27 protein-coding genes are annotated in these 24,086 nt (G+C 62.6%); 2 read left to right on the top strand and 25 right to left on the bottom strand.

What is annotated here, in order from left to right; translation table 11 throughout:
* Nucleotides 1-108: 108 nt before the first annotated feature.
* The 22 genes from nagZ to P9292_RS30685 form a co-directional block, all read right to left on the bottom strand.
* Nucleotides 109-1,137 (bottom strand): beta-N-acetylhexosaminidase, encoded by a 1,029-nt coding sequence (nagZ, locus tag P9292_RS30790; RefSeq protein ID WP_244825792.1) that lies wholly within the window; start codon nt 1,135-1,137, stop codon nt 109-111.
* Between the two features lie 72 nt (nt 1,138-1,209).
* On the bottom strand, nt 1,210-1,611 hold the full coding sequence (acpS, locus tag P9292_RS30785) for a holo-ACP synthase (RefSeq protein ID WP_250465258.1): 402 nt from the start codon (nt 1,609-1,611) through the stop codon (nt 1,210-1,212).
* A 7-nt stretch (nt 1,612-1,618) separates the two neighbouring features.
* Complete coding sequence (gene pdxJ / locus P9292_RS30780) at nt 1,619-2,392, bottom strand: pyridoxine 5'-phosphate synthase (protein WP_250465259.1); 774 nt, start codon at nt 2,390-2,392, stop codon at nt 1,619-1,621.
* Nucleotides 2,389-3,345: a DNA repair protein RecO gene (gene recO / locus P9292_RS30775; protein WP_244825799.1), complete on the bottom strand. Its 957-nt coding sequence runs from the start codon at nt 3,343-3,345 to the stop codon at nt 2,389-2,391. Before recO ends, pdxJ begins: the two co-directional genes overlap by 4 nt.
* Before the next feature lie 17 nt (nt 3,346-3,362).
* On the bottom strand, nt 3,363-4,262 hold the full coding sequence (gene era, locus P9292_RS30770) for a GTPase Era (RefSeq protein WP_244825801.1): 900 nt from the start codon (nt 4,260-4,262) through the stop codon (nt 3,363-3,365).
* Between the two features lie 48 nt (nt 4,263-4,310).
* Entirely contained in the window at nt 4,311-5,429 is a 1,119-nt protein-coding gene (gene rnc, locus P9292_RS30765; protein WP_250465261.1) for a ribonuclease III, read from the bottom strand.
* Nucleotides 5,430-5,570: 141 nt separating this feature from the next.
* A complete protein-coding gene (lepB, locus tag P9292_RS30760) occupies nt 5,571-6,464 on the bottom strand; it encodes a signal peptidase I (RefSeq protein ID WP_309962767.1) in 894 nt (297 codons plus the stop codon).
* A gap of 63 nt (nt 6,465-6,527) precedes the next feature.
* Entirely contained in the window at nt 6,528-8,318 is a 1,791-nt protein-coding gene (gene lepA, locus P9292_RS30755; protein ID WP_244825804.1) for a translation elongation factor 4, read from the bottom strand.
* A 116-nt stretch (nt 8,319-8,434) separates the two neighbouring features.
* Entirely contained in the window at nt 8,435-8,689 is a 255-nt protein-coding gene (locus P9292_RS30750; protein WP_250465262.1) for a glutaredoxin family protein, read from the bottom strand.
* Between the two features lie 5 nt (nt 8,690-8,694).
* Nucleotides 8,695-10,257 carry a DegQ family serine endoprotease gene (locus P9292_RS30745; protein ID WP_309962765.1) on the bottom strand — a complete coding sequence of 521 codons (1,563 nt, stop codon included), beginning with the start codon at nt 10,255-10,257 and terminating at the stop codon, nt 8,695-8,697.
* An 18-nt stretch (nt 10,258-10,275) separates the two neighbouring features.
* The gene (locus P9292_RS30740) at nt 10,276-11,319 is read right to left on the bottom strand and encodes a MucB/RseB C-terminal domain-containing protein (RefSeq protein ID WP_250509302.1); all 1,044 of its coding nucleotides are present in this window, start codon (nt 11,317-11,319) and stop codon (nt 10,276-10,278) included.
* Nucleotides 11,320-11,323: 4 nt separating this feature from the next.
* Nucleotides 11,324-11,947: a sigma-E factor negative regulatory protein gene (locus P9292_RS30735; RefSeq protein ID WP_250492615.1), complete on the bottom strand. Its 624-nt coding sequence runs from the start codon at nt 11,945-11,947 to the stop codon at nt 11,324-11,326.
* A gap of 82 nt (nt 11,948-12,029) precedes the next feature.
* Complete coding sequence (gene rpoE / locus P9292_RS30730) at nt 12,030-12,629, bottom strand: RNA polymerase sigma factor RpoE (protein ID WP_244825810.1); 600 nt, start codon at nt 12,627-12,629, stop codon at nt 12,030-12,032.
* Between the two features lie 96 nt (nt 12,630-12,725).
* A complete protein-coding gene (locus P9292_RS30725) occupies nt 12,726-13,190 on the bottom strand; it encodes a protein YgfX (protein ID WP_309962762.1) in 465 nt (154 codons plus the stop codon).
* A 29-nt stretch (nt 13,191-13,219) separates the two neighbouring features.
* Nucleotides 13,220-14,458: a beta-ketoacyl-ACP synthase II gene (gene fabF / locus P9292_RS30720; protein WP_309962760.1), complete on the bottom strand. Its 1,239-nt coding sequence runs from the start codon at nt 14,456-14,458 to the stop codon at nt 13,220-13,222.
* Nucleotides 14,459-14,604: 146 nt separating this feature from the next.
* On the bottom strand, nt 14,605-14,844 hold the full coding sequence (gene acpP / locus P9292_RS30715; RefSeq protein ID WP_004197638.1) for an acyl carrier protein: 240 nt from the start codon (nt 14,842-14,844) through the stop codon (nt 14,605-14,607).
* Nucleotides 14,845-15,110: 266 nt separating this feature from the next.
* Complete coding sequence (gene fabG, locus P9292_RS30710) at nt 15,111-15,851, bottom strand: 3-oxoacyl-ACP reductase FabG (RefSeq protein ID WP_244825814.1); 741 nt, start codon at nt 15,849-15,851, stop codon at nt 15,111-15,113.
* Between the two features lie 13 nt (nt 15,852-15,864).
* Nucleotides 15,865-16,797, bottom strand: a complete 933-nt coding sequence (gene fabD, locus P9292_RS30705; protein WP_309962757.1) for an ACP S-malonyltransferase — start codon at nt 16,795-16,797, stop codon at nt 15,865-15,867.
* A gap of 173 nt (nt 16,798-16,970) precedes the next feature.
* A complete protein-coding gene (locus tag P9292_RS30700; protein ID WP_309962754.1) occupies nt 16,971-17,960 on the bottom strand; it encodes a beta-ketoacyl-ACP synthase III in 990 nt (329 codons plus the stop codon).
* Nucleotides 17,960-19,099: a phosphate acyltransferase PlsX gene (plsX, locus tag P9292_RS30695; protein ID WP_244825820.1), complete on the bottom strand. Its 1,140-nt coding sequence runs from the start codon at nt 19,097-19,099 to the stop codon at nt 17,960-17,962. Before plsX ends, P9292_RS30700 begins: the two co-directional genes overlap by 1 nt.
* Before the next feature lie 133 nt (nt 19,100-19,232).
* Nucleotides 19,233-19,412, bottom strand: a complete 180-nt coding sequence (gene rpmF, locus P9292_RS30690) for a 50S ribosomal protein L32 (RefSeq protein WP_007741736.1) — start codon at nt 19,410-19,412, stop codon at nt 19,233-19,235.
* A 182-nt stretch (nt 19,413-19,594) separates the two neighbouring features.
* Nucleotides 19,595-20,218, bottom strand: a complete 624-nt coding sequence (locus P9292_RS30685) for a DUF177 domain-containing protein (protein WP_244825822.1) — start codon at nt 20,216-20,218, stop codon at nt 19,595-19,597.
* A 397-nt stretch (nt 20,219-20,615) separates the two neighbouring features.
* On the opposite strand from P9292_RS30685, the gene P9292_RS30680 reads away from it, so the two are divergent.
* Together P9292_RS30680 and P9292_RS30675 are read left to right on the top strand one after the other, a co-directional pair.
* A complete protein-coding gene (locus tag P9292_RS30680) occupies nt 20,616-21,236 on the top strand; it encodes a Maf-like protein (RefSeq protein ID WP_309962751.1) in 621 nt (206 codons plus the stop codon).
* Nucleotides 21,233-21,952 (top strand): SAM-dependent methyltransferase, encoded by a 720-nt coding sequence (locus P9292_RS30675; protein WP_250509308.1) that lies wholly within the window; start codon nt 21,233-21,235, stop codon nt 21,950-21,952. Before P9292_RS30680 ends, P9292_RS30675 begins: the two co-directional genes overlap by 4 nt.
* A 48-nt stretch (nt 21,953-22,000) precedes the next feature.
* Here P9292_RS30675 and P9292_RS30670 read toward each other — a convergent pair whose 3' ends face one another.
* Genes P9292_RS30670 through P9292_RS30660 form a run of 3 tightly spaced genes read right to left on the bottom strand, consistent with a single transcriptional unit; the run spans nt 22,001 to nt 24,076 of the window.
* Nucleotides 22,001-22,981 carry a S49 family peptidase gene (locus P9292_RS30670; protein ID WP_309962749.1) on the bottom strand — a complete coding sequence of 327 codons (981 nt, stop codon included), beginning with the start codon at nt 22,979-22,981 and terminating at the stop codon, nt 22,001-22,003.
* A 46-nt stretch (nt 22,982-23,027) separates the two neighbouring features.
* Nucleotides 23,028-23,420 carry a Rieske 2Fe-2S domain-containing protein gene (locus P9292_RS30665; protein ID WP_244825828.1) on the bottom strand — a complete coding sequence of 131 codons (393 nt, stop codon included), beginning with the start codon at nt 23,418-23,420 and terminating at the stop codon, nt 23,028-23,030.
* Entirely contained in the window at nt 23,417-24,076 is a 660-nt protein-coding gene (locus P9292_RS30660; protein WP_309962746.1) for an HAD-IA family hydrolase, read from the bottom strand. The genes P9292_RS30665 and P9292_RS30660 overlap by 4 nt, the downstream gene beginning before the upstream one ends.
* Nucleotides 24,077-24,086: the final 10 nt, after the last annotated feature.

Genomic DNA, 24,086 nt, shown 5'->3' with positions numbered 1-24,086 from the left:
CGCTCGGCGCGCTCCAATCACACAACCAAAAGGCCACGGTTTGTCTGCCGTGGCCTTTTGCTTGGCGCTCCGCCGTGGCGGACGTTCATCTTGCTTTCGCCGATCGCCTCAACCCAACGCGCTCTTCACCAACTCCCGTGCCGCCCGATATTCCGCCTGCCCCTGCAACTTGCTCCAGCGCGGCGCCTTGCCACGCGGACGCATCTGCTTGAGACGCTGCTCGGATGCTTTCGTAGGCGTATAGCGCAACTGGTTCAGCACCTTGCCCGCCTCTTTTGGCTGATTGCAGATGAGCACCATGTCGCAGCCCGCGGTGAGCGCGGCGCTCGCCGCTTCGGTGAGCGTGCCGCCCGCGCGCGCGGCTTCCATCGAAAGATCGTCGCTGAAGATCGCGCCATTGAAGCCCAGCTTGCCGCGCAAAATGTCCTGCAGCCAAATACGCGAGAAGCCCGCGGGTTTGTCGTCGACTTGCGTGTAGATCACGTGCGCCGGAATGACAGACGCCAGCGACAAGCCGAGCCAGTCGTAAGGACGGATATCGGCGGCAAGGATCTCTTCGAGCGAGCGATCGTCCGTGGGCAACGCGACGTGAGAATCCGCCGAGGCGAACCCGTGTCCAGGAAAGTGCTTGCCGCAATTGGCCATGCCGGCAAGCGCAAGCCCATGATTCAGGCTCTTGGCAAGCAGCGTCACCACACGCGGATCGCCATGCAACGCACGGTCGCCAATGACCTGCGACTGACCGTAGTTCAGGTCGAGCACCGGCGTAAAACTCATGTCGATGCCGCACGCGCGCAACTCCGAAGCGAGCACGTAGCCGAACGCCGTCGCCACCTTGGTGGCCGCGAGCACGTCCTTGTCCCACAGCGCGCCGAGCTTGCCAGGCGCGGGCAGCACCGTGAAGCCATCGGTGCGAAAGCGCTGCACGCGTCCGCCTTCGTGATCGACTGCGATAAGAATGTCTTCGCGTACCGCGCGAATCGCATCGGTCAATGCGACGAGTTGCGCGCGATCCTTGAAGTGCCGCGCAAACAGAATGATGCCGCCCGTCATCGGATTCGAGATGCGCTCGATATCCGCGTCGTTGAGCGTCGTGCCCTCGACATCGAGCATGACTGGGCCGGGAGTGCGTTTCATCGAATTCAATTGGATCGTTACCGTCGTTGTTGGAGTGATGCCCTGCCCTGAAGCGCGCATGTCCCCGCGCTATCACGCATCCGGCGTTTCGGCGATGACGAACGACACCGCGTAATCGCGCTCGTCGCTGACCGTCACCTGCGCCGTGATATTGCGCTCGGCAAGCCATGTGGCCAGTTCGCCCGATGCCTTGACGACCGGTTTGCCGCTCGCCTCGTTGAGCGTCTGAAGCGCGCGCCAGGTCATCGGCCAGCGCATGCCGAGGCCGATCGCCTTCGAGAATGCTTCCTTGGCGGAAAAGCGCGTCGCGAGAAACGCGAGGCCGCGCACTTCGGACCGCGCGCGCCGCGCATGATAGATGCGCAACTCGTCCGGCCCGAGCACTTTTTCGGCAAAGCGCCCCTTGGTGCGCTCCATCACCGCCGCCACGCGGCTCACCTGCACGATGTCCGTGCCGATTCCGTAGATCGCCATGATGTGCTCAGCGCTTCGTCTGCGCGGCGAGGCGCGACGCGACCATGATCGCTTTCATCTCGCGCACCGCGTTGTCCCAGCCCGCGAAGATCGCGTGCGCGACGATCGCGTGGCCGATGTTCAATTCGACGATGCCATCGAGCGCGGCGATTGGCTGGACGTTGGTGTAATGCAGACCGTGGCCCGCGTTCACCTTGAGCCCGAGCGAGTTGCCGAAATCGACGCTCGTCGCGACGCGCTCGAATTCGCGGCGCTGTGCGGCTTCATCGTGCGCTTCGGCATAGCTGCCCGTGTGCAGTTCGATGACTGGCGCGAGCGCTTCCTTGGCCGCGCGAATCTGCGTCTCGTCAGGATCGATGAATAGCGATACGCGGATGCCCGCATCGGCCAACTGCCTGCACGCGGCCTTCACGGCTTCGAACTGGCCGGCGACATCGAGACCGCCTTCGGTCGTCAGTTCCGAGCGCTTTTCGGGCACGAGGCAAACGTCTTGCGGCTTGATCTCGCACGCGATGTCGAGCATCTCGCGCGTCACGGCGCATTCGAGATTCATGCGCGTGCCGAGCAGCGGTCGAAGCGTGCGCACGTCGGCATCGACGATATGACGGCGATCTTCGCGCAGATGCAGCGTAATGCCGTCCGCGCCCGCTTCTTCGGCGGCGAGCGCGGCGCGGATAGGATCGGGATAGGTCGTGCCGCGCGCCTGGCGCAGCGTGGCCACGTGATCGATGTTCACGCCGAGATCGATCACGCTGGCAGGCGATGTGAGAAAGAAGCTCATAGATTTTGCAGGTCTAACAGGATCTGACGAGTGGCGAGCGGCGTGCCGCCCAGATAGACGTTGAGCAAAAAGCGCATCAGCGTCTTGCTTTGCGCGGCGGTTTGCGCGCTGGTGTAATCGTCGCGCTCCATGTCGATGAGTGTCTGACCGAAGATGACCGGCCATTGCGCGGGCAAGTCGTCGGAGGCTTCGCGTACGCCACGCTCGGGATCGAACATGTAGCGGCCTTCGGGCACGACGCTCTGACGCGTCACGGTGCGCGTGAGCGCCATGGCGTAGCCGGTTTCCTTGAGCAAGACGCGCTCGAAGGAACGCAGCACCTGCACGGCGGGTTCGTCGTGCGCGAGGCGCGAAAGCGTGAGCACATAATGATTGAAAAGCGCCGGATGCGCGTCTTCACGCGCGCAGAATTTGACCAGCAACTCGTTGACGTAGAAGCCGCAGAGAAGCGCGTCGCCGGTCAGGGGCAGCATGCCGCCGACCCATTCCGCCGTGGTCAGCGTGCGGACTTCGCCCTTGCCCGTCCATGAAAGACCAAGCGGCTGGAAGGTTTGCAGCACACCGCGCAGCGCGGAATGCGGACGCTTTGCGCCCTTCGCGACCAGCGCAATACGGCCATGATCGCGCGAGAAGACATCGATGATGAGACTGGTCTCGCGATACGGATAGCTATGCAGCACGAAGCCCGGCTGCTCACTGACGCGAAAGTCGGAACGCGGACGCGGCGACGGCTTGTCTTGCGAGGAGTTAGACGAAGAAGAAGCGGGCGCGCGTTTGCGTTTGGGCGCGGCGCGCGTCGGGCGTTCGGTTGCGTCGAAATCATCCTCGCGTGCCGGACGGCTGCTTGCTTCGGATTGGCTCGCGCGCGCGGGACGCTCGCTCGCCTCGAACTCGTCCCTGGCGGGATCATCGGCGGGCGCGGATATCCGGGCGTCGTTCGTGCCGTCGTCCATGGATCATTCGCAAAAGGTCATTCGTAGCCGTAAGCGCGCAGGCCCGCTTCGTTGTCGGCCCAGCCGCTCTTGACCTTGACGAAGGTTTCCAGATACACGGGTCCGTCGAAGAGCTTTTCCATGTCGAGCCGCGCCTCGGTGCTGATCGTTTTGAGCTTCGCGCCCTTCTGGCCGATGATCATTGCCTTGTGGCCGTCGCGATCGACGAGAATGGTCGCGAAGATACGGCGCAGGCGCCCTTCCGTCTCGAACTTGTCGATCAGCACCGTGCTCGTGTAGGGCAACTCGTCGCCGGTCCAGCGGAACACTTTCTCGCGCAGAATTTCCGCCGCAAGAAAGCGCTCGCTGCGATCCGTCAGATCGTCTTCGCCGTAGATAGGCTCGCCTTCAGGCAGATACGGCTTGATGACCGCCATGAGTCGCGTGATGTCGTCGGTATTCTTCGCCGACAACGGCACGATCTCGCGGAAGTCGCGCAGCGCGGACATCTGCTGCATGAACGGGAACAACGACGCCTTGTCGCCCACGCGGTCGAGCTTGTTCGCAATCAGAATGGTGGGCGTGCCGGTCGGGATCAGGTCGAGCACGCGCTGGTCGTCCGGGCCGAAGCGGCCTGCCTCGATCACGAAGAGAATGGCATCGACCGAGGAAAGGGTGGACGTCACCGCGCGATTCAGCGAGCGGTTGAGCGCGCCGCTATGGCGCGTCTGGAAGCCGGGGGTATCGACGAAAATATACTGCGCGTCGTCGAGCGTGTGAATGCCGGTGATTCGGTGCCGCGTCGTCTGCGCCTTGCGCGAGGTGATGCTCACCTTCTGGCCGACGAGCGCGTTCATCAGCGTGGATTTGCCGACGTTGGGGCGGCCGACGATCGCGACCATGCCGCAGCGGAAACCGGAAGATGTGGGAGCGTTCATAAGATGTGTTCGTTATGCGCAGATGCGCGTGGCGCCTGGTGATGCGCTTTAGTGACCGGCGTCGGCGGCGCGCACGACGCGGGGCGCGGGCGCTTCCGGGCTCGCGCTGCTACGGCTTTCGTTGCTGCTTTTGTCCGCGGGCGAATCTGCCTCGCTCGTGACCGCGTGACTGCCCTCGGCAACCGGCGGCGCTTCGCTCTTGCTCGAACGTTCCGGCCGATGGATCACCACGCGCTCCGGCTTGTCCGACGCCGCGAACGACGCCGCCGATGGCTCGACATGCGTTGCGCGGATCACGGCGAGTGGCGCGGTGGACGGCTTGTCTTCAGCGTGTGCATGCGAGCCGTGATGTACTCGGTCGCGATCCCGCTCGCGCCGGTCCGGCGAGCGCAGATCGAGCGCAGCCTGCACGCCTGTCACGCCCGGAACGACTTCGGCTTCCGCCAGCTTCGCGGCCCGCGCGCCCTTGCGTTTAGGCTTGACGGCGAGCGTCGGAGCGGCGGCCATGACGTCGTCGAGCGCTTTCTTCGCCGCGGCCTGCTCCGCCGCACGACGGCTCGCGCCCGAACCGGACACTTTCACGTCCAGTTTCGGCACCGAGCATTCCACTTCGAATTGCTGATTGTGGGCCGCGCCGTGCGTGGCGACGACGGTGTAAGTCGGCAGCGCGATCTTGTGGCCCTGAAGATATTCCTGCAGCAGCGTTTTTGCGTCCTTGCCGATGGTGCGCGGATCGATGTGATCCAGCACCGCCGTATAAAGCCGCTTGATGACGGTGTACGCGGCGTCGAAACCGCCGTCGAGAAAGATCGCCCCGAAGATGGCTTCGAGCGTATCCGCGAGAATCGACGGCCGGCGAAAACCGCCGCTGCGCAATTCGCCTTCGCCGAGACGAAGACATTCGGACACGTTCAGCGCCTGCGCGATTTCATACAACGACTGCTGTTTGACGAGATTCGCTCGCACGCGCGAAAGATCGCCTTCGTCGAGCTTGCCGAATCGCTGGAACAAAAGCGCGGCCACCACGCAATTTAGAACGGAATCGCCGAGAAATTCGAGCCGTTCATTGTGCGTGGCGCTGTGACTACGGTGTGTCATGGCCTGGCGCAGCAATTCCGCATTGCGAAATTCGTACCGCAACCGGCTTTCCAACGGAGAAGAGGGCATGGACAGAGTATAACGCGCCCGCGCGGACGGTCGATTCCGCCCGGCGGGCCAGGAAAACACGTGGCGAGACGGTGTTAGCCGCGCTTCTTCACGCCGTTTCGAAGCATTGTCGGGGCGCGTTGCGCGCGAACTCGCGCCCGATCAATCGAACGAACCGATACGCTTCAGATTGCTGAAGTTCATCCAGATGAAAAAGGCGCGACCGACGATATTCGCGTCTGGCACGAAGCCCCAGTAGCGGCTGTCGGCACTGTTGTCGCGGTTGTCGCCCATCATGAAGTAATGGCCCGGCGGCACCTTGCACGTCACGCCTTGCGCGTTGTAGTTGCAGTTGTCGCGAAACGGGTAGTCGTCTGCGCCCATGACGAACGGCGGCACTTGCGGATTGTTCAGGATGGCGTTCTTGCGGCCGTCGAGGTCTTCGACGAACTGCTTCGCGTAACCAACCCGCTCTTCGTCGAAGTAATCGGGCAGCGGCGTTTCGGGCACCGGTTTGCCGTTGATCGTGAGCTTCTTGTCTTCATACGCGATGGTGTCGCCCGGCAGGCCGATCACGCGCTTGATGTAGTCGACCGACTCGTCCTTCGGATAGCGGAACACGACCACATCGCCGCGCGACAGCGGCTTGCCGCTGGTCAGCTTGGTATTGCTGATCGGCAGACGCAGGCCGTATTCGTACTTGTTCACGAGGATGAAGTCGCCGACGAGCAAGGTTGGCACCATGGAGCCCGACGGAATCTTGAACGGCTCGACGACGAACGAGCGCACCACGAACACCGCAAGGATCACGGGGAAAAAGCTCGCCGTGTATTCGAGCCACCACGGCTGACGCAGCTTGTCGTCATGCAGACGGGCGCGCGTCTGCGCGGCATTTTCATCGGCGAAACGCTCGCCCACGCGTTCCTGTTGACGGTCGAACTTGGCGACCGCGGCATCCGCCGAACGGCGGCGCTGCGGCTGGAACACCAGCTTGTCCAGCACCCATGCAATGCCCGTCAACACGACGAGAATCAGGAGAATCAGTGCGAAATTCATTCAATCGCTTCCGGTTGTTATCTTCAGTTCTTGTTATTGGCGTTCAGGCGCACCAGGCGGGACTTAGTCGTCCACACGCAGGATCGCGAGGAAAGCCTCCTGCGGGATTTCGACCGAGCCGACCTGCTTCATGCGCTTCTTGCCCGCCTTCTGCTTTTCAAGCAGCTTCTTCTTACGTGAAATGTCGCCGCCGTAACACTTGGCGAGCACGTTCTTGCGCAAGGCCTTGATGTTCTCGCGCGCGATGATATTCGAGCCGATGGTCGCTTGAATTGCCACGTCGTACATCTGGCGCGGGATGAGTTCGCGCATCTTCGACGCCACTTCGCGCCCGCGATGCTGGCTTTGCGAACGATGCACGATGACCGAGAGCGCATCGACCTTGTCGCCGTTGATGAGCATGTCGACCTTCACGACATCCGCCGCGCGATATTCCTTGAACTCGTAATCCATCGACGCATAGCCGCGCGAAGTGGACTTCAGCCGGTCGAAAAAGTCGAGCACGATTTCGGCCATGGGAATTTCATAGGTGAGCTGCACCTGCCGGCCGTGATACTGCATGTTGGTTTGCTGGCCGCGCTTGTTCGTACAGAGCGTGATGACCGAGCCGACATATTCCTGCGGCATATAGAGGTTCACGGTGACGATAGGCTCGCGCACTTCCTCGATCTTCGGCGGCTCAGGCATCTTGGCCGGATTCTCGACCGAGATGGTGGTGCCGTCGCGTTGCAGAACCTGATAAATCACCGTGGGCGCGGTGGTGATGAGGTCCATGTCGAATTCGCGCTCGAGCCGCTCCTGCACGATTTCCATGTGCAGAAGGCCGAGAAAGCCGCAACGAAAACCGAAGCCCAGCGCTTGCGAGACTTCCGGCTCGTACTGCAACGACGCGTCGTTCAGCTTCAACTTTTCGAGCGATTCGCGCAGCGCGTCGTACTGGTTCGCTTCGACCGGATAAAGACCCGCGAACACCTGCGGCTTCACTTCCTTGAAGCCCGGCAGCGGCTCGGCGGCGGGACGGTTCGTGAGCGTGACGGTATCGCCCACTTTTGCCGCCGTCAGTTCCTTGATGCCCGCGATGACGAAGCCCACCTGCCCCGCCGACAACTGCGAGAGGTTGGTCGACTTCGGCGCGAACACGCCGAGATGCTCGACCGGATACTGCGCGCCGGTCGCCATCATCTTGATCTTGTCACGCGGACGCAGCGTGCCGTTGACGATACGCACCAGCATGACCACGCCGACGTAATTGTCGAACCACGAGTCGATGATGAGCGCCTGCAACGGTGCTTCCGTGTCGCCCTTCGGCGGCGGCACTTTGAGAATGAGCGATTCGAGCACGTCTTCCACGCCCAGACCGGTCTTCGCGCTGCAATGCACGGCGTCCGTCGCGTCGATACCGATCACGTCTTCGATCTCGGTGATTGCGTTCTCGGGGTTGGCGGCCGGCAAGTCGATCTTGTTCAGCACCGGCACGACTTCGACGCCGAGCTCGATGGCGGTGTAGCAGTTCGCGACTGTCTGCGCCTCGACGCCCTGGCTGGCATCGACGACGAGGAGCGCGCCTTCGCATGCGGAAAGCGAGCGGCTGACTTCATAGGAGAAGTCGACGTGTCCGGGGGTATCGATCAGATTGAGGTTGTAGACCTTACCGTCGCGCGCCTTGTAGGTCAGCGCGGCCGTCTGCGCCTTGATGGTAATGCCACGCTCGCGTTCCAGGTCCATTGAATCGAGCACCTGCGCTTCCATCTCCCGGTCGGACAGACCGCCGCACAACTGGATGATGCGGTCAGCGAGCGTGGACTTGCCGTGATCGATGTGCGCAATGATCGAAAAGTTACGAATATGATTCATTCAGTGCCGATCAAGCGAAAAAGGCGCGCCCTCGAATAACGCGGAGCACGCCTTGAAAATTTGGGGAAAACTTCAGCATTTTAGCCGAAATAGGGATGGGCCGGCGCTTTTCGCCTTTAGCCCTGATCGAGCGCCGCCCTGACCGCGTTTGCGTCGAGCCGATACTGGCATAGTTCGACGCCTGCCAGCATCAGCACCGGCACGCGCTCGTCGTAACGCGCTTCGAGCGCCGGATCCTCGTCGATATCGATCCAAAGAATTGCTCGGCCAAACTGCTCTGCGATGGGTTCGAGCTCGGCGCGCATGTCCTCGCAGAGATGACACCAGGCGCGACCATACAGGATAAATGGCGCGCCCGGTGACTGGCTCATGTCGATTACTTTTGCGCCGGCACGCGCGGGCGCAACGGCACGAACTGTGTGTTGTCGCCGCGCCGCACGAGCACCGCGATCATCTTGCTGGCGTCGAGATTCTGCGCCACGGCCTCGAACTGCTTGGAGCTCGTGATGTCGGTATCGCCGACGCGCAGGATGATGTCGCCCTTCTGGAAGCCCGCGCGCGCGGCCGGACCTTCCACTGCATCGACCTGCACGCCGCTCGTCAGCTTGAGCGACTTCTTCTGATCAGCCGTGAGGTCGCTGACCGCGAGTCCCAGGGAATTGCTGGCGCGTTCCTTCGGCTGCGTCGGCTTCTTCTGCTCGGTCTTCGCAACCTTGTCCGGCTGCATCTCGGCAATCGTAATAGGCAAATCGCGCGACTGGCCTTTGCGCCAGACCGTGATGGTGGCCTTGGCGCCCGGCTTCGTGTCGCCCACCATGCGCGGCAGATCGGTGGCCGTCTCCACGTTCACGCCATTGAACTTGAGAATGATGTCGCCCGGCTGCACGCCCGCCTTGTCCGCGGGACCGCCCGATTCCACGCTCGACACGAGCGCACCCTGCGCCTTCGGCAGACCGAGCGAGTCGGCGACGTCCTTCGTCACTTCGCCGATCGCCACCGCGATACGTCCGCGCGTGACCTTGCCCGTCGTCTTCAACTGGTCCGCGACGCGGATGGCTTCGTCGATCGGAATGGCGAACGAGATGCCCATGAAGCCGCCGGTGCGGCTGTAGATCTGCGAATTGATGCCGATCACCTCGCCCGCCATGTTGATGAGCGGACCGCCCGAGTTGCCCGGATTGACCGCCACATCGGTCTGGATGAACGGCAGATAGTCGCCGGTGTCGCGGCCCTTCGCGCTGACGATGCCCGCCGTCACCGTGTTGTCGAGGCCGAACGGCGAGCCGATGGCGAGTACCCATTCGCCTACGCGCACCTTGTTCGAGTCGCCGATGGTGATCGCCGGCAGATTCGCCGCGCTGATCTTCACGACGGCCACATCCGTGCGCTCGTCCACGCCCACGAGACGCGCCTTGAACTCGCGCTTGTCGGTGAGCGTGACGTAGATGGTGTCCGCGTCGTCCACGACGTGGGCATTGGTCATCACATAGCCGTCCGTGGACAGGATGAAGCCCGAGCCTACGCCGCTGCTTTGTTCCGAGTTGTCCTGGCTGTCGTCGGGGGTGCGGCTGCCGCCCTTGCCCTGATCGCCGCCGCTGCCGCCACCGCCTTGTCCGCCGCCACCCTGGCCACCGCCACCGCCGCCACCGTTTCCGCGCGGCGAGCCGGGCTGACCGGGCATCGGGATACCGAAAAAGCGCCGGAAGAATTCGGACATGTCGCCTTCATCGAGGCCAGGCGGCAAACCGCGCAGGTCGCTGCTCGACCCGACACGCGACGTCGTGCGGATATTGACGACCGAAGGCCCCACCTTGTCGACCAGCGTGGTGAAGTCGGGCAGATTCACCGTTGGCACTGCCGCTGCTGTCTGCGAGAGGAACGGCAGGCACACGGCGAGCGCCGCGGCCGCGAAGAACTTGCGCAGCGAGTAGTTGCTCATATGTCTAAGGCCGAGGGATTACTTGGAAGGCTTGTATTCTATGGCAGAAGCAAATTGCTGCAACGTGGATTGCGGCACCTCACCTAGCAAGGTAATCCAGAAATCGCCGCGGCGCTTGACGAGTACATGAGTCGCGCCGCTATTACCGGCGCCTTCCTTGCGCGCGCTTTTCTCCACCGGTTCGATAAAAACCGAGATGGCGGCGAGGCCGTCGGAGAACACGGCCTGATCGACCGGGATGGCCGGCTGGCCTGGCTGGCTCGACGCCATCGGACGGCGCAACTCGCGAATCTTGCGAAAGCCCGCGATATTCGGCGTGAGTTGCCAGCCTTGCGCTTCGATATCCACCGGCTGCACGGGAGGCCGCACCGTGGTCCAGCCCGCCGTGCTGCGCATGCCGCTTGCAATCGACGCCTTGTCGATCGCCCCGCCTATACGCACCTGAGAGAACGAAAGCTGTTCCAGCACCTGGCCGTCCGGATCGAGCGTCTGGGCGCGCAATAGCAAACCAGTCTTGGCATCTGCCCAAAGCTTGTACGCGAACCGGTAAGAATCTTTTGGATCGAGTTCGAGCACTTGGCTTTCGAGCCCCGCCACGCGGTCGGTGCCCAAGAGCTTGGGTTCGTAGACGGACAGAACCTGATCGCCGCTCGTCGATAACAAAGCGGGAAAAGAATCCTTGCTCTGCCGATGTTCGACCACGAGCAGATGGCGCTCCGGGACGAACGTGTACATGTCGTCGTCGTGACGAAGCATGCGGCGCGGGGCGCCGTCGAGACTTTCGAGCGATTCGTATTCGCCGTCGCCGCGCGTGGCGACATGCGTGATGCGCGACGACTGCACCGTCGCACCGCGCTGATAAACGAAAGTACCCTCGTAATTCTGCTGCTGGGCCGCTTCGTGAATGCGGTTGAGCAGAGTGGCGGCTGTCTTGCGCTGGGCGGCGGGGTTGTCCCCCTGAGCGAAACTGCTCGATGCCGCCGCGAACAACGCGGCTGCGCAAAGCATCAACGCCGGCAGCCGCCCCCAATATCTAGTTTTATTCAACCGCACACTCGCCATCAGGTTATTGGCCCTGCGTCGTCACCGCCGCGCGAATCAAAGGCATGGAGCCGGGCATGGCCGGCTGCTGAGAGAACTGTTGATGCGCTTCGAGGTATTGATCGAGGCTCGCGTCGCGGATGATGTTCGCCTCCACCACCGGCGCGCGCGTGCTGACCGCCGGCACGGACGCCATGGCGACGCGCTGAACCGAGTCGCCCTGCGTGCTTGCCACTGGCGCGCCCAGACGGCTGTCGACGCCCTGCAACTGCGGCACGACGATCCACGTGAGCGTGGCAGCCGCCGCGGCAACGGCGAAAGCCGGCACGACACGACGGCGCAACATGCCGCCACGCGCCTTCTGTGTCTGTGCCACCGCAGCTGGCGCCAGCACATGCGCCTCGGCCTCGAAACGCGCTGCAAACGCTGTCATGAACGCGCTGCTCTTCGCCGGGCTTTCTGCCAGATCGTCGGAACGCAGCGCGTCGCCGATCAGGTGATAGTCCGACCATGACGCGCGGTCACGGTTATTGAGTTCAGCAAGAAACTGGCTGATATTTCCGAGTTCGTCGAGCGACTCGCCGTCCACGAACGCGGAAAGGCGCTCACCGCGCGAACTGTTATTCGATTGCACCGGAACCGACCCCATGATGCTCCCCATCTCTGACACCACCCCGTAGTGACACCACCTAACCCAGATATTGCGTCCCTGCCCCGGGGCGACGCGCTGCCTACCAGCGCTTGCCTTCAGGAGTGTCCAACAACGGACGCAATTTTGCCGCAATGGCTTCGCGAGCACGGAAAATTCTTGATCTGACGGTGCCGATAGGGCATGCCATCATTTCGGCGATTTCTTCGTAACTTAAACCCTCGATTTCCCGGAGCGTGATGGCGGTGCGTAATTCCTCGGGCAGCAGCGCCATCGCAGCATTGACCGTCTGGGCAATCTGCTTGCTCATCAACATCGACTCGGGCGTGTTGATATCCCTTAGTTGGTCTGCATCGGAGAAAGTTTCCGCTTCTTCTGCATCGGCTTCGGTAGAAGTTGGAGCGCGGCGTCCTTGAGTGGCAAGGTAATTCTTTGCCGTGTTGACCGCAATCCGGTAGAGCCAGGTGTAGAACGCCGATTCGCCGCGAAACTGCGGCAGCGCACGATAAGCCTTGATGAAGGCGTCCTGGGCGACGTCCTCGACCTCGGCGGGGTCGCGCACGAGGCGCGAGATCAGTCGAATGATCTTGCGGTGGTATTTGGCGACCAGCAGTTCGAACGCGGCCTTGTCACCTTTTTGGACACGCTCGACCAGCAATTGGTCGATTTCTTTTTCGCTCACCTGGGAAATCCGTTTCACTTTGGGGAGTTGCGCGGACGGCTATTGTAGCCTCCCGGCCTTCGCGTTATCCCGGATGCTCATCGACCGTTACAGTCTTTACAGGAAAGAGCTGGCCGCGCGGCGGGCGCTGACTGAAAGCTGGCGGAAAGTATCGGCGTCGAGGGAATCGGCGGCGATGAGCAGTGCTTCGCGGCGTTTTTCTTCCGTCGACACGTCGAGCGCGAGCAAGCGCCCGCTCCACTGCGCGCAGCCGATGATGCGCCAGTAGCGCGCGTTCCCGGCACGGTCCCAGACGGTCAAGCCCTCCGCATGCAGACCGACGGCCGCCGGTTGCCGACGCGCCCAGCGCCGCGCAGTCAAACAGAGCGTAGCGACGCATACCGCAGAGGCGGCGAAGGCATCGAACACGCCGGCGTGCCCGTGTACGCACTGGAACACCGCGAAACCGGCGACGACGATGAACCCGAGCAGCGCGGCCTGCAGAAAACGCGACGGCCGCAGCGCGATGCGCGGCGGCGTGCCGGCATCCCGTTGCGGCCGATCGACAGACGCGTTCGTCATTCCGTTCCCGTCCCGACGAGCGCGCGTGCTCAGTGACGCTTGAAGACGAGCGAACCGTTCGTTCCGCCGAAGCCGAACGAATTCTTCACCGCGACGTCGATCTTCATTTCCCGCGCGGTGTTCGCACAGTAGTCCAGGTCGCACTGCGGGTCCTGGTTGGAGATGTTGATGGTCGGCGGCGAAATCTGGTTATGGATCGCGAGCACGGTGAAGACCGACTCCAGCCCGCCCGCGCCGCCCAGCAAGTGGCCGGTCATCGACTTAGTGGAATTGACGACGACGCTCTTCGCGTGATCGCCGAGCGCGCGCTTGATGCCCGTGGTTTCCGCGATATCGCCGAGCGGCGTGGACGTGCCGTGCGCGTTCACGTAGTTCACTTCGTCGACATTGACCTTCGCGTTCTTCAACGCGTTGACCATGGCGCGGCGGCCGCCGTCGCCGTCTTCGGGCGGCGCGGTCATGTGATAGGCGTCGCCGCTCATTCCGTAGCCGAGCACTTCCGCATAGATCTTCGCGCCGCGCGCCTTCGCGTGTTCGTACTCTTCGAGCACCATCACGCCCGCGCCTTCGCCAAGCACGAAGCCGTCGCGGTCGGTGTCCCACGGGCGGCTGGCCGTGGCGGGGTCGTCGTTACGCTGCGAGAGCGCGCGCGCCGCCGCAAAGCCGCCGATACCGAGCGGAGAAACCGTGGCTTCCGCGCCGCCCGCGATCATCACGTCCGCGTCGCCGTATTCGATCAAACGCGATGCTTCGCCGATGCAGTGCAAACCGGTCGTGCAAGCCGTGACGATGGCCAGATTCGGACCCTTGAGACCGAAGCGGATGGACAGATGACCGGAGATCATGTTGATGATCGACGCCGGCACGAAGAACGGCGAAATACGGCGCGGACCGCGGTTGAGCAGCTCGGTCTGGGTGACTTCGATCATCGGCAAGCCGCCGATGCCCGAACCCACCACCACGCCCACGCGCTCCGCGTTTTCCTCGGTGATTTCGAGGCCGCTGTCCTGCATGGCCTGCACGCCGGCCGCAAAGCCGTAATGGATGAAGGTATCCATGTGGCGCGCTTCCTTGGCGGGCATGTAGTCTTCGATGTTGAAGCCCTTCACTTCGCCCGCGAAACGCGTGGAGAAGTTCGTGGCATCGAACTTGGTGATGTTGGCGATGCCCGACTTGCCCGCGACCAGATTCGCCCAGCCGTCGGCAACGGTATTGCCGACAGGCGAAACGAGCCCAAGGCCTGTAACAACAACTCGACGACGGCTCACGATAACCCCTTATCCATAGAATGACGAAAAACAAAAGCCACAGCGGCCACAGGAAACCGCCCTGTGTGCCCTGTGGCTGTTAAATCGGTCTGAGCAGCGACAAAACATCTGGCTCGATGAGCGATGAGTCGCTGGCGCGTCCGGCCTTAGGCCTTGACGTTGGCGCGAGCGTAGTCGATTGCTTGCTGAACCGTGGTGATCTTTTCTGCCTCTTCATCGGGAATTTCCATGCCGAACTCGTCTTCCAGTGCCATCACCAGTTCGACGGTATCGAGCGAGTCAGCGCCGAGATCGTTGACGAACGAAGCTTCGTTCTTGATTTCAGCTTCGGCCACGCCAAGTTGTTCGGCGACGATCTTCTTCACGCGCTGTTCGATGTTGTCCATGCAGCCCTCCGAGGGATAAAAAGTTCAAAAATACGAGTGCGCGCATTTTATCAGGTTTGGACCCGCAAAATACGGCGCGTCAGTTCCATGCTGCGCTGCCCGACGCGCTCCTACAAGAGGGCTTGCCGGGCTTCACAGCGATTTTTTCTGCCACCGAGTCCGGCGGTGCGCGCCATGCCTTGAGCATTTTGCGCGCCCGTCTCGGCGCGGATATTAAGCGAAAAACGGCGAAATGCCTATTGCGCCCTTTCCTCGCCTTTACAGCTTCACATGTACATGCCGCCGTTCACGTGCAAGGTCGTGCCGGTGATGTATCCAGCGAACGGCGACGCCAGGAACGACACAGCATGCGCGATATCTTCCGGGCTGCCCAGTCGGCCAAGTGGTATCTGCGCGGTGAGCGCGGTGCGCTGCTCTTCGGGCAAAACCTTGGTCATGTCGGTATCGATGAAACCCGGCGCGATGCAGTTCACCGTAATGCCGCGGCTGCCGATCTCGCGTGCGAGCGCCCGCGTCATGCCCGCCACGCCCGCCTTCGCCGCCGCATAGTTGGCCTGGCCGGGATTGCCCGACGAGCCGACCACCGACGTGATGTTGATGATGCGCCCGCCACGCGCCTTCATCATCGGGCGCAGGACGGCGCGTGATAGACGAAACACGGCGCGCAGATTGGTGTCGATGACGGCGTCGAATTCGTCATCTTTCATGCGCATGGCGAGCTGATCTTTGGTGATGCCCGCGTTGTTCACGAGAATGTTCAGGCCACCGAACTCCTTGACCGTGGACTCGATGAACGAGTCCGCGGCGGCTGCGTCGTTGACGTCGAGCACCGCGCCGCGACCCTTGCCGCCCGCTTGCTGCAACGCTTCGCCGATGCCGGCCGCGCCGCTTTCGCTCGTCGCCGTGCCGATGACCGTCGCGCCCTGCCGCGCGAGTTCCAGCGCGATTGCCCGGCCAATGCCGCGCGACGCGCCCGTGACGATAGCTACCTGATTGTCCAGATTCATTGTTCCACTCCGACTATGCAGCGATCAGTTTGCGCGTTTCTTCGAGCGATGCCGGATCGAAAATCGATCCGCCGACGAGGTTGCCGTCGATCCGCTTCGTGAGACCCGCGAGCACCTTGCCCGGACCGCATTCAATCACGTGCGTGACGCCTTCGCGCGCAATCGCCTGCACGCATTCGACCCAGCGCACCGGGCCTGCTGCCTGACGCACGAGCGCGTCCTTGATAGCGGCGGGATCGGAGACGTTTGCCACGTCGATGTTATTGATCAGCGGAATCCGCGGCGCCTCGATGTCGACCTTCGCGAGGTAATCGCGCAACTGGTTCGAAGCGGGCTTGAGCAGCGACGAATGAAACGGCGCGGAAACCGGCAGCGGCAGCGCGCGCTTCGCGCCCTTCGCCTTCGCGACTTCGCATGCCTTTTCGACGGCCGCCTTGGAGCCCGCGATCACGACTTGCGCCGGCGCGTTGAAGTTGACGGCTTCGACCACGCCCGCCGACGACGCTTCGGCGCAGACGGCGCGCACGGTGTCGTCGTCGAGACCCAGGATCGCGGCCATGCCGCCGACGCCCACCGGAACCGCGCTCTGCATTGCTTGCGCGCGGAATCGCACGAGCGGCACGGCATCCGCGAAAGCCAGCGCGCCGGCCGCGACGAGCGCGGTGTATTCGCCGAGGCTATGGCCTGCAACGATCGCCGGCTTCAGACCGGTTTGTGCTTCCCACACGCGGTAAATGGCATAAGCCGCCGTCAGCATGACGGGCTGTGTGTTGGTCGTGAGATTCAGCTCTTCGGCCGGACCTTCGGCGATCAGCTTGCCTAGATCCTGGCCGAGCGCATCGGATGCCTGCTGCACGGTGTCGCGCACGACGGCGTGATCGGCGAATGCATTGAGCATGCCGATCGACTGCGAACCCTGGCCGGGGAAAACGAACGCAAATTTCATATCGTCCTCGTTGGATTGGAACGATCCGCCTCTCTGCGCCGGCTGGCAAATGGCCGACGCCGGCTGTGCTTGCGCCGCGCGCGCATGGTGTGGTCGCGGCGGCCTTTTCAGCGGATCGAATTCAGATTGATGGGATCGAGAAGATTGAGAAAGCAAGCGAGTGGCTTGAGCGATCAATGGCGGAAGACCGACGCGCCCCACGTGAAGCCGCCGCCCACGCCTTCGATCAGCACGTTCTGGCCACGCTTGATACGCCCGTCGCGCACGGCGACATCGAGCGCAAGCGGAATCGACGCCGCCGACGTATTGCCATGCTCGCCCACCGTCACGACCATGCGCTCCTGCGGCAGATGCAGCTTGCGGCAAGTGCTCTGCATGATGCGGATATTGGCTTGATGGGGGATCAGCCAGTCGATGTCGTTCGGCGTGAGCTTCGCTTTCTCCAGCGCTTCGATAGCCACTTTTTCGAGCACGTTGACGGCGAGCTTGAACACCGCCTGGCCATCCATGTGCAGGAACGCGCTGCCTGAAATCACGCCGCCGTTCACGTTGCCCGGCGTGCAGAGAATGTCGGAATAGCTGCCGTCCGCATGCAGCGCGCTCGACAGCACGCCCGCTTCCTCGGACGCCTGCAGCACGACCGCGCCCGCGCCGTCGCCGAACAGCACGCAGGTCGTGCGGTCCTTGAAGTCGAGAATGCGCGAGAACGTTTCCGCGCCGACGACGAGCGCCGTGCGATTCAGACCGCTGCGAATGAAACTGTCCGCCGTCGCGACGCCATAAGCGAAACCGGAACAGACGGCCTGCACGTCGAACGCCGCGCCGTTGTTTTTGATGCCGAGCTTGTTCTGCAAGAGACACGCCGTGCTCGGAAACACGAAGTCCGGCGTGGAGGTTGCCACGATGATGAGATCGATGGATTGCGGGTCGATGCCCGCCGCCTCGATGGCTCGTTGCGATGCGACCAGCGCGAGATCGCTCGTGGTTTGATCGGGAGCCGCAAAGTGCCGTGCGTGAATGCCGGTACGCGCGACGATCCATTCGTCGCTCGTCTCGACGCCTTCTTTAGCGAGACGGTCCGCCAATGCCTGATTCGTAACGCGCTCGGCCGGCAGATAGCTGCCTGTGCCGAGCACTCGAGCGTAAAGATTGGATTGAGCCATTATGCCTTCGAGTGTAGCGCAGTCCCCGAGGCGTCCGGCGGATTCGGACGCGAGTTCGGCTGCGGGTTCAGTTCCGTCGCGACGCCGCTTGCGGCATCGGTGGCGGAAGTGCTCGCGGCGCCTTCGCGCGCGGCAGGCGCATTCTCCTCCATTGCGCGCACGAGACGTTCGAGCACACCATTTTTGACGGCATCATACCCGCGTTTGATGGCCCACTCAAACCCGAAGGCTTCGGCCGATCCGTGGCTCTTGATCACGAGGCCGCGCAATCCCAGCAAGGCGGCGCCGTTATATTGCGCGGGATCGACGCGCTTCTTGAAACGCTTGAGAACGGGCAGCGCCACGAGCGCCATCAGCTTGCTCGGCAGGTTGCGGCTGAACTCTTCCTTGATGATGTCGGCGAGCATTTTCGCGAGACCTTCGGAAGTCTTCAACGCGACATTGCCGACGAAGCCGTCGCAGACCACGACATCGGTCGTGCCTTTATAGATGTCGTTGCCTTCCACGTTGCCGTAGAAGTTGAGCGTGCTCGCACGCAGCAGTTCGCCCGCGCGCTTGATCGTTTCGTTGCCCTTGATGACTTCTTCGCCGATATTGAGCAAGCCGATGGTCGGCCGCTCGCGCCCTTCGATCGCCGAAACGAGCGCATGGCCCATTTCCGCGAACTGCAGCAGATGCTCGGGTTCGCAGTCGACATTGGCGCCGAGATCGAGCACGGTGGTGTAGCCCTTCTGGCTCGGCATGGCGAACGCGATGGCCGGCCGCTCGATACCGGCGAGCGTTTTCAACACATAGCGGGAGACCGCCATGAGCGCGCCGGTGTTGCCGGCGGAGATGCAGGTTTGCGCCTCGCCCTCTTTGACGAGGTTGAGCGCGACGCGCATCGACGAATCTTTCTTCTTGCGCAGCGCGACTTCGACGGGGTCGTCCATGGCGACGACTTCGGTCGCGGGAACGACGGTCAGGCGTGGTTCGTCCAGCGCCTTCAATTTTTTCAATTGCGCGCGAATGGACTGCTCGATGCCGACGAGCATCAGATGCGCGTCGGGATGCGCGCGCACGAAATTGACGGCAGCGGGAACGGTCACGGCCGGACCGTGATCGCCTCCCATGCAGTCAATGGTTATCTTTACGGTCATGGGAAGCGACGAATTTCAGGCACAAAAAAGCGGCAGTGAAATGCCGCCTTCTTGTCGTACCGGGAAAGTGTCAAAAGCGTAGCAGGCGCGAGCGTCCGCTGTGCGGTGACGCATCAGGCCAAGCGCGAAACGCTTAGTCGTTCTTCGTCTTGACGACTTTCTTGCCACGATAGTAGCCATTCGGGCTCACGTGGTGACGCAGATGCACTTCACCCGTGCTCGGCTCAACTGCCAGCGGCGCTGCGTTGAGGAAGTCGTGGGAACGGTGCATGCCGCGCTTCGACGGCGACTTCTTGTTTTGCTGAACTGCCATGATTACTCCAGAAAAATTTTGCGAATTCTAACACAGCCCGAACCGCCGACAGCCCTCGACCTGCAGGCCATCGGGTTGATCGTGAGCGCTTCGCGCCACCAGTTTGTTGCGTGCTGCCGATGCTGCTAGAGCTTTGCCCCGGCTCATTGCCAACATTGCCAAGGCTCAAGCTTCGAGTCCGTTCAATGCTTCTTGTCGTCCTTGAGCTTCTGCAGAACGGCAAACGGATTGGGCTTGTCCGATTTTCCGGAAGCGCCCGGTTCGCCGTCCGCTTCGCCTGCTTCGTCACCGTCTTCGCCCTGGAGCAGACTTTCATGCACCTTCGGGCAGACGTTGTGCTTCGGCACGAGCGGCAAGGCCAACAACAACTCTTCTTCGATCAAGTCGATCAGATCGAACTGATGCGAGCCTACGATCACATCGACTTCATCGTCATCGAGCGGATACTCGTCCGCTTCTTCTTCCGTCGCCACGATCCGATCAGTCGCATCGACATCGAGATGCTGCGAATACGGCAAAAGACAGCGCTGGCACATTAGATAGACCGAGCCGTGCACCGCAAGGCGCAAATAAGGCTGCGGCGCTTCCGTGCCGTTGTCCTGCAATTCCGGCTGGGTCGATCCCTCGGCCTGCCAGGTGAACACCGTGTCGCGGTCTGGCGCATCTGCCGGCACTTCGGCTAACATGCGCGGCAGTTGCGAAACGCGGACCGCGCCCGCTGCCTGCCTGCCGCTCTTGGCAAAATCGTAAAGATCGAGCGCGCGCGGATTGGCGGGGCTCGCAGGTTTGCCAGGATTCTGAGTCATGTGCGCTCCTGCTATGTGCCGTGCGTTGTTCGTACGTGTTTCGTTCGGGTGCGGTCGGCGCTTCGGTTAGCGCTTGAGTCTGCACTAGGCTACGCGCCCGCTGCTACAGTCCGGTACTGCTACGAGTCAGTATGCACCGCCCGGTGCCAAAAGGCAGGCGTGGCTTGCCCGGATTTGCAGCACGACGTCAAACGTGCTTTGTTTGCGTCACCTTGGTTTGCGTCACCGCTGTTAATTCCGCGGTACTAGTTATCTCTTCCCTATTGACCGGCTAGAGCGCCCAAGCACCATACCGATGAAAAGCCCAAAACTATAACGGATTTGTTCTTTCGAGTCAAACACTTAAGGACTCGTTCGCAACCCGTCGTTTTTCACCCATTTTTGCTGATTTCCGTTTATGTCCGACGTTTTTGCTTCGTCTTCGCCCACGCGGCGCCTGGTTCTGGCGTCGGGTTCGCCATATCGGCGCGAGTTATTGGCGCGTTTGCGCATACCTTTCGATGTCATCGTGTCCGATGTCGATGAAACGCCGCTTGCCGGCGAATCGCCCGAGGCAACGGCCGTGCGTCTTTCCATCGCCAAGGCGCGCGCGGCGGCAGTCGAGGCGCCGGGCGCGCTCATAATCGGCTCCGATCAGGTCGCGACCTTCGACGGACGTCAGATCGGCAAGCCCGGCACGCACGACAACGCCGTCGCGCAACTGCGCGCGATGCGCGGCCGCGGCGTCGACTTCCACAGCGCGCTGTGCGTGTTCGACAGCACCACGGAAAACGTGCAATCGGCCGATATCGTCACCCGCGTGCAGTTTCGCGATTACACAAACGCCGAAATCGAAGCCTACCTTCGCGCCGAAACGCCCTACGACTGCGCGGGCAGCGCCAAGTCCGAAGGGCTCGGCATTGCATTGCTCGATGCGATCGACTCCGACGATCCCACCGCGCTCATCGGCCTGCCGCTCATCGCGCTGAGCAAGATGTTGCGCGCGGCCGGTTTCCCCCTTCTCGGAGCGGCAGCATGAGCGGCGTCCTTTATCTGATCCCCAATACGCTTGGCGAAGGCGATGCCGAAGCACTCGCGCAAGTGCTGCCCGAGCCGGTGCGCGCGCAGGCAGCCGCGCTGGGCTATTACATCGGCGAGAACGCCAAGACGACGCGCGCATTCCTCAAGAAAGTAGGCACGACGCGGCCGATTCAGGAAATCGAGGTTCGGGAGCTGAACGTCAATACGCCGCCCGGCGAAATCGACAAACTGCTCGCGCCGATTCTCGCCGGCGCCGACGCGGGACTCGTCTCGGAAGCCGGCTGCCCCGCCGTCGCCGATCCGGGCGCGCTGCTCGTGCGGCGCGCGCATCAGCGAGGCGTGAAGGTCGTGCCGTTCGTCGGACCGAGTTCAATTCTGCTCGCGCTCATGGCGTCGGGCATGAACGGCCAGAGCTTCGCGTTCAACGGCTATCTTCCCGTGGATGCCGCCGAGCGCGGCAAGCGCCTGCGCGAGCTGGAACAACTGTCGCGCAAGGCGAACCAGACGCAGATTTTCATTGAGACACCGTATCGCAATCGGGCGATGCTGGACACGCTCATCGCGACCTGCGCGCCATCGACGCTGATCTGCGTCGCGGTGGATTTGACGCTGCCGGGCGAAACCATCGTGACGCGCACGGCAGCGGACTGGAAGAAGCAAGCCGCGCCGGAATTGCACAAACGGCCGGCGATTTTTCTGTTGCTGGGGGCTTGAGGTCGGTGCGGTCAGGCGTGGGTTTGTGCGCTGCTCGCCCTCACGCCCTCACCGCACCTGCACCTTCCCGCCAAGCGTCAACGCCCGCACCGCCGCATCGCCGACAGAAGCGCCAAAGCGCTTCACCACCTTCTCGCCGATGCTTTCCTTCTGCGTGTAATCGACGATATCCGGCTGCTTGATGATCTCGCGCGCGACGTAGCTGGCGTCGCCGAAACCATCCGCGAGTCCAAGCTGGACGCTCTTCTCGCCTGTCCAGAACTCTCCCGAAAACAAGTCAGGATCGTCCTTCAGACGCGTGCCGCGCCCCTGTTTCACCGCGTCGATGAACTGCGCGTGGATCTGATCGAGCATGTCCTGGGCGTGCGCGGTCATCTGCGGCGTCTCGGGCGAAAACGGATCGAACGAACCCTTGTTCGCGCCCGCCGTATGCATGCGGCGCTGGATGCCGAGCTTGTCCATCAGCCCGGTGAAGCCGAAACCGTCCATCAGCACGCCAATCGAGCCGACGATGCTCGCCTTGTCCACGTAGATCTTGTCCGCCGCCGCCGCGACGTAATAGCCGCCCGACGCGCACATGTCATCGACGACGACGTAAAGCGGCGTCTTCGGATACTTCGCCCGCAAACGCTTGATTTCGCGATAAATAATGCCCGCCTGCACCGGCGAGCCGCCCGGACTGTTGATGCGCAAAATCACGCCCGCCGTGCCGTCGTCCTCGAACGCGCTTTCGAGCGCGCCGCCGATGTTGTCGGCGCTGGCATCGCCATTACTCGAAATCTCGCCCTGCAAGTCGATGAGCGCGGTATGGCGCGTACTCTTGGCGACGTGGTCGCCGGTCAGATCGAACACGCGCCAGGCGATCACGGCAATCACCGCGAGAAATACGAAGCGAAAGAAAATGCGCCAGCGCCGCGCCGCACGCTGCTCGCGAACGGATGCCAGCGCGATGCGTTCGAGCGCCTCGCGCTCCCAATTGTCATTGCCGCGATCGTTACCGCGCGGGTTTCGAGGAAAGTTGTCGGACATGCGTTTGCCTTCTGGTCGTCAAACCAGCTCAAGGAAAAATGGGGATTCAGGCCGGGCGCAGCGTGTCGTCGGGCAGCCAGAAGACCGCGCGGCCTTCGGGCGTGTCGCGTTCCTCGACGGCGAGTGCGCGCAGACGCGCCCCGCGGCACGGACCGCCGACGCACTTGCCCGTGTCGGGCTCGTAGATCGCGCCGTGCGTTGCGCACATCAAGTATAGGCCCGAGCTTTCGAAGAACTGGCCTTCGACCCAGTCCAGTTCCATCGGGACATGCGCGCAGCGGTTGAGGTAGCCGAAAGGTTTGCCGTCGTAGCGCACGAAGAACACCACCGCTTCGCCGCTCGCGTCCGCCGCGTTCAGGCGCCGGCCCGCGCCGCCGTCGACGAGTTCATCGGCGGCGCACACGCGCACGGCGTTCGCGGCTTGCGTCGGCTCGCTCATGCGTGCTCCCGCAGCCAGCCCGCCAGAGACGCGATGCTATCCGCGCAGAACTTCGGTTCCAGCTTCGTCAGCGAATCTGCCGGATGCGCGCCGTAGCCCACGCCGATGCCCGCCGCGCCCGCGTTGATCGCCATCTGCAGGTCGTGCGTGGTGTCGCCGATCATCACCGTGCGCGACAAATCCTGGCCGAGTTCGCGCGTGAGTTCGTGGAGCATGGCCGGATGCGGCTTCGAAAAGGTTTCGTCGGCGCAGCGCGTGGCGTCGAAATGGCTCGTGAGGCGCGACTCGTCGAGCGCGCGGTTCAGTCCGACACGGCTCTTGCCCGTCGCCACCGCGAGAAAATAGCCCTCTTCGCGCAGTTCCCGAAGCAACTCGCGCACGCCAGTGAAAAGTTCGGTCGTCTGGCCGGTCGTCAAAAAGTGATAGCGATAACGCTCGGCCAGACGCGGATACTCGGAAGGATCGAGCGTGGGCGCGCAAATCTGCAGCGCGTCCCTGAGGCCGAGGCCGATCACGTAGCTCGCGGATTCATCGGCCGGAACTGGCAGCCCGAGATCGCGGCATGCCGCCTGAATGCTGCGCGTGATGTCCGCGGTCGAATCCATCAAGGTGCCGTCCCAGTCGAAGACGATCAAATCGAATTGCTGCCGCGCCATGTAACGTGTC

This window comes from Caballeronia sp. LZ001 (genome assembly GCF_031450875.1).
Lineage (GTDB): Bacteria > Pseudomonadota > Gammaproteobacteria > Burkholderiales > Burkholderiaceae > Caballeronia.
Note: the sequence above shows the minus strand (reverse complement) of the source record. Positions and strands in the feature narration are given on the sequence as shown.

Excerpts from the sequence above, each read along its gene's own strand:
- nagZ (WP_244825792.1), bottom strand. The coding sequence starts at position 1,137 with ATGAAACGCACTCCCGGCCCAGTCATGCTCGATGTCGAGGGCACGACG.
- acpS (WP_250465258.1), bottom strand. The coding sequence starts at position 1,611 with ATGGCGATCTACGGAATCGGCACGGACATCGTGCAGGTGAGCCGCGTG.
- pdxJ (WP_250465259.1), bottom strand. The coding sequence starts at position 2,392 with ATGAGCTTCTTTCTCACATCGCCTGCCAGCGTGATCGATCTCGGCGTG.
- recO (WP_244825799.1), bottom strand. The coding sequence starts at position 3,345 with ATGGACGACGGCACGAACGACGCCCGGATATCCGCGCCCGCCGATGAT.
- era (WP_244825801.1), bottom strand. The coding sequence starts at position 4,262 with ATGAACGCTCCCACATCTTCCGGTTTCCGCTGCGGCATGGTCGCGATC.
- rnc (WP_250465261.1), bottom strand. The coding sequence starts at position 5,429 with ATGCCCTCTTCTCCGTTGGAAAGCCGGTTGCGGTACGAATTTCGCAAT.
- lepB (WP_309962767.1), bottom strand. The coding sequence starts at position 6,464 with ATGAATTTCGCACTGATTCTCCTGATTCTCGTCGTGTTGACGGGCATT.
- lepA (WP_244825804.1), bottom strand. The coding sequence starts at position 8,318 with ATGAATCATATTCGTAACTTTTCGATCATTGCGCACATCGATCACGGC.
- P9292_RS30750 (WP_250465262.1), bottom strand. The coding sequence starts at position 8,689 with ATGAGCCAGTCACCGGGCGCGCCATTTATCCTGTATGGTCGCGCCTGG.
- P9292_RS30745 (WP_309962765.1), bottom strand. The coding sequence starts at position 10,257 with ATGAGCAACTACTCGCTGCGCAAGTTCTTCGCGGCCGCGGCGCTCGCC.
- P9292_RS30740 (WP_250509302.1), bottom strand. The coding sequence starts at position 11,319 with ATGGCGAGTGTGCGGTTGAATAAAACTAGATATTGGGGGCGGCTGCCG.
- P9292_RS30735 (WP_250492615.1), bottom strand. The coding sequence starts at position 11,947 with ATGGGGTCGGTTCCGGTGCAATCGAATAACAGTTCGCGCGGTGAGCGC.
- P9292_RS30725 (WP_309962762.1), bottom strand. The coding sequence starts at position 13,190 with ATGACGAACGCGTCTGTCGATCGGCCGCAACGGGATGCCGGCACGCCG.
- acpP (WP_004197638.1), bottom strand. The coding sequence starts at position 14,844 with ATGGACAACATCGAACAGCGCGTGAAGAAGATCGTCGCCGAACAACTT.
- fabG (WP_244825814.1), bottom strand. The coding sequence starts at position 15,851 with ATGAATCTGGACAATCAGGTAGCTATCGTCACGGGCGCGTCGCGCGGC.
- fabD (WP_309962757.1), bottom strand. The coding sequence starts at position 16,797 with ATGAAATTTGCGTTCGTTTTCCCCGGCCAGGGTTCGCAGTCGATCGGC.
- P9292_RS30700 (WP_309962754.1), bottom strand. The coding sequence starts at position 17,960 with ATGGCTCAATCCAATCTTTACGCTCGAGTGCTCGGCACAGGCAGCTAT.
- plsX (WP_244825820.1), bottom strand. The coding sequence starts at position 19,099 with ATGACCGTAAAGATAACCATTGACTGCATGGGAGGCGATCACGGTCCG.
- rpmF (WP_007741736.1), bottom strand. The coding sequence starts at position 19,412 with ATGGCAGTTCAGCAAAACAAGAAGTCGCCGTCGAAGCGCGGCATGCAC.
- P9292_RS30685 (WP_244825822.1), bottom strand. The coding sequence starts at position 20,218 with ATGACTCAGAATCCTGGCAAACCTGCGAGCCCCGCCAATCCGCGCGCG.
- P9292_RS30680 (WP_309962751.1), top strand. The coding sequence starts at position 20,616 with ATGTCCGACGTTTTTGCTTCGTCTTCGCCCACGCGGCGCCTGGTTCTG.
- P9292_RS30675 (WP_250509308.1), top strand. The coding sequence starts at position 21,233 with ATGAGCGGCGTCCTTTATCTGATCCCCAATACGCTTGGCGAAGGCGAT.
- P9292_RS30670 (WP_309962749.1), bottom strand. The coding sequence starts at position 22,981 with ATGTCCGACAACTTTCCTCGAAACCCGCGCGGTAACGATCGCGGCAAT.
- P9292_RS30665 (WP_244825828.1), bottom strand. The coding sequence starts at position 23,420 with ATGAGCGAGCCGACGCAAGCCGCGAACGCCGTGCGCGTGTGCGCCGCC.
- P9292_RS30660 (WP_309962746.1), bottom strand. The coding sequence starts at position 24,076 with ATGGCGCGGCAGCAATTCGATTTGATCGTCTTCGACTGGGACGGCACC.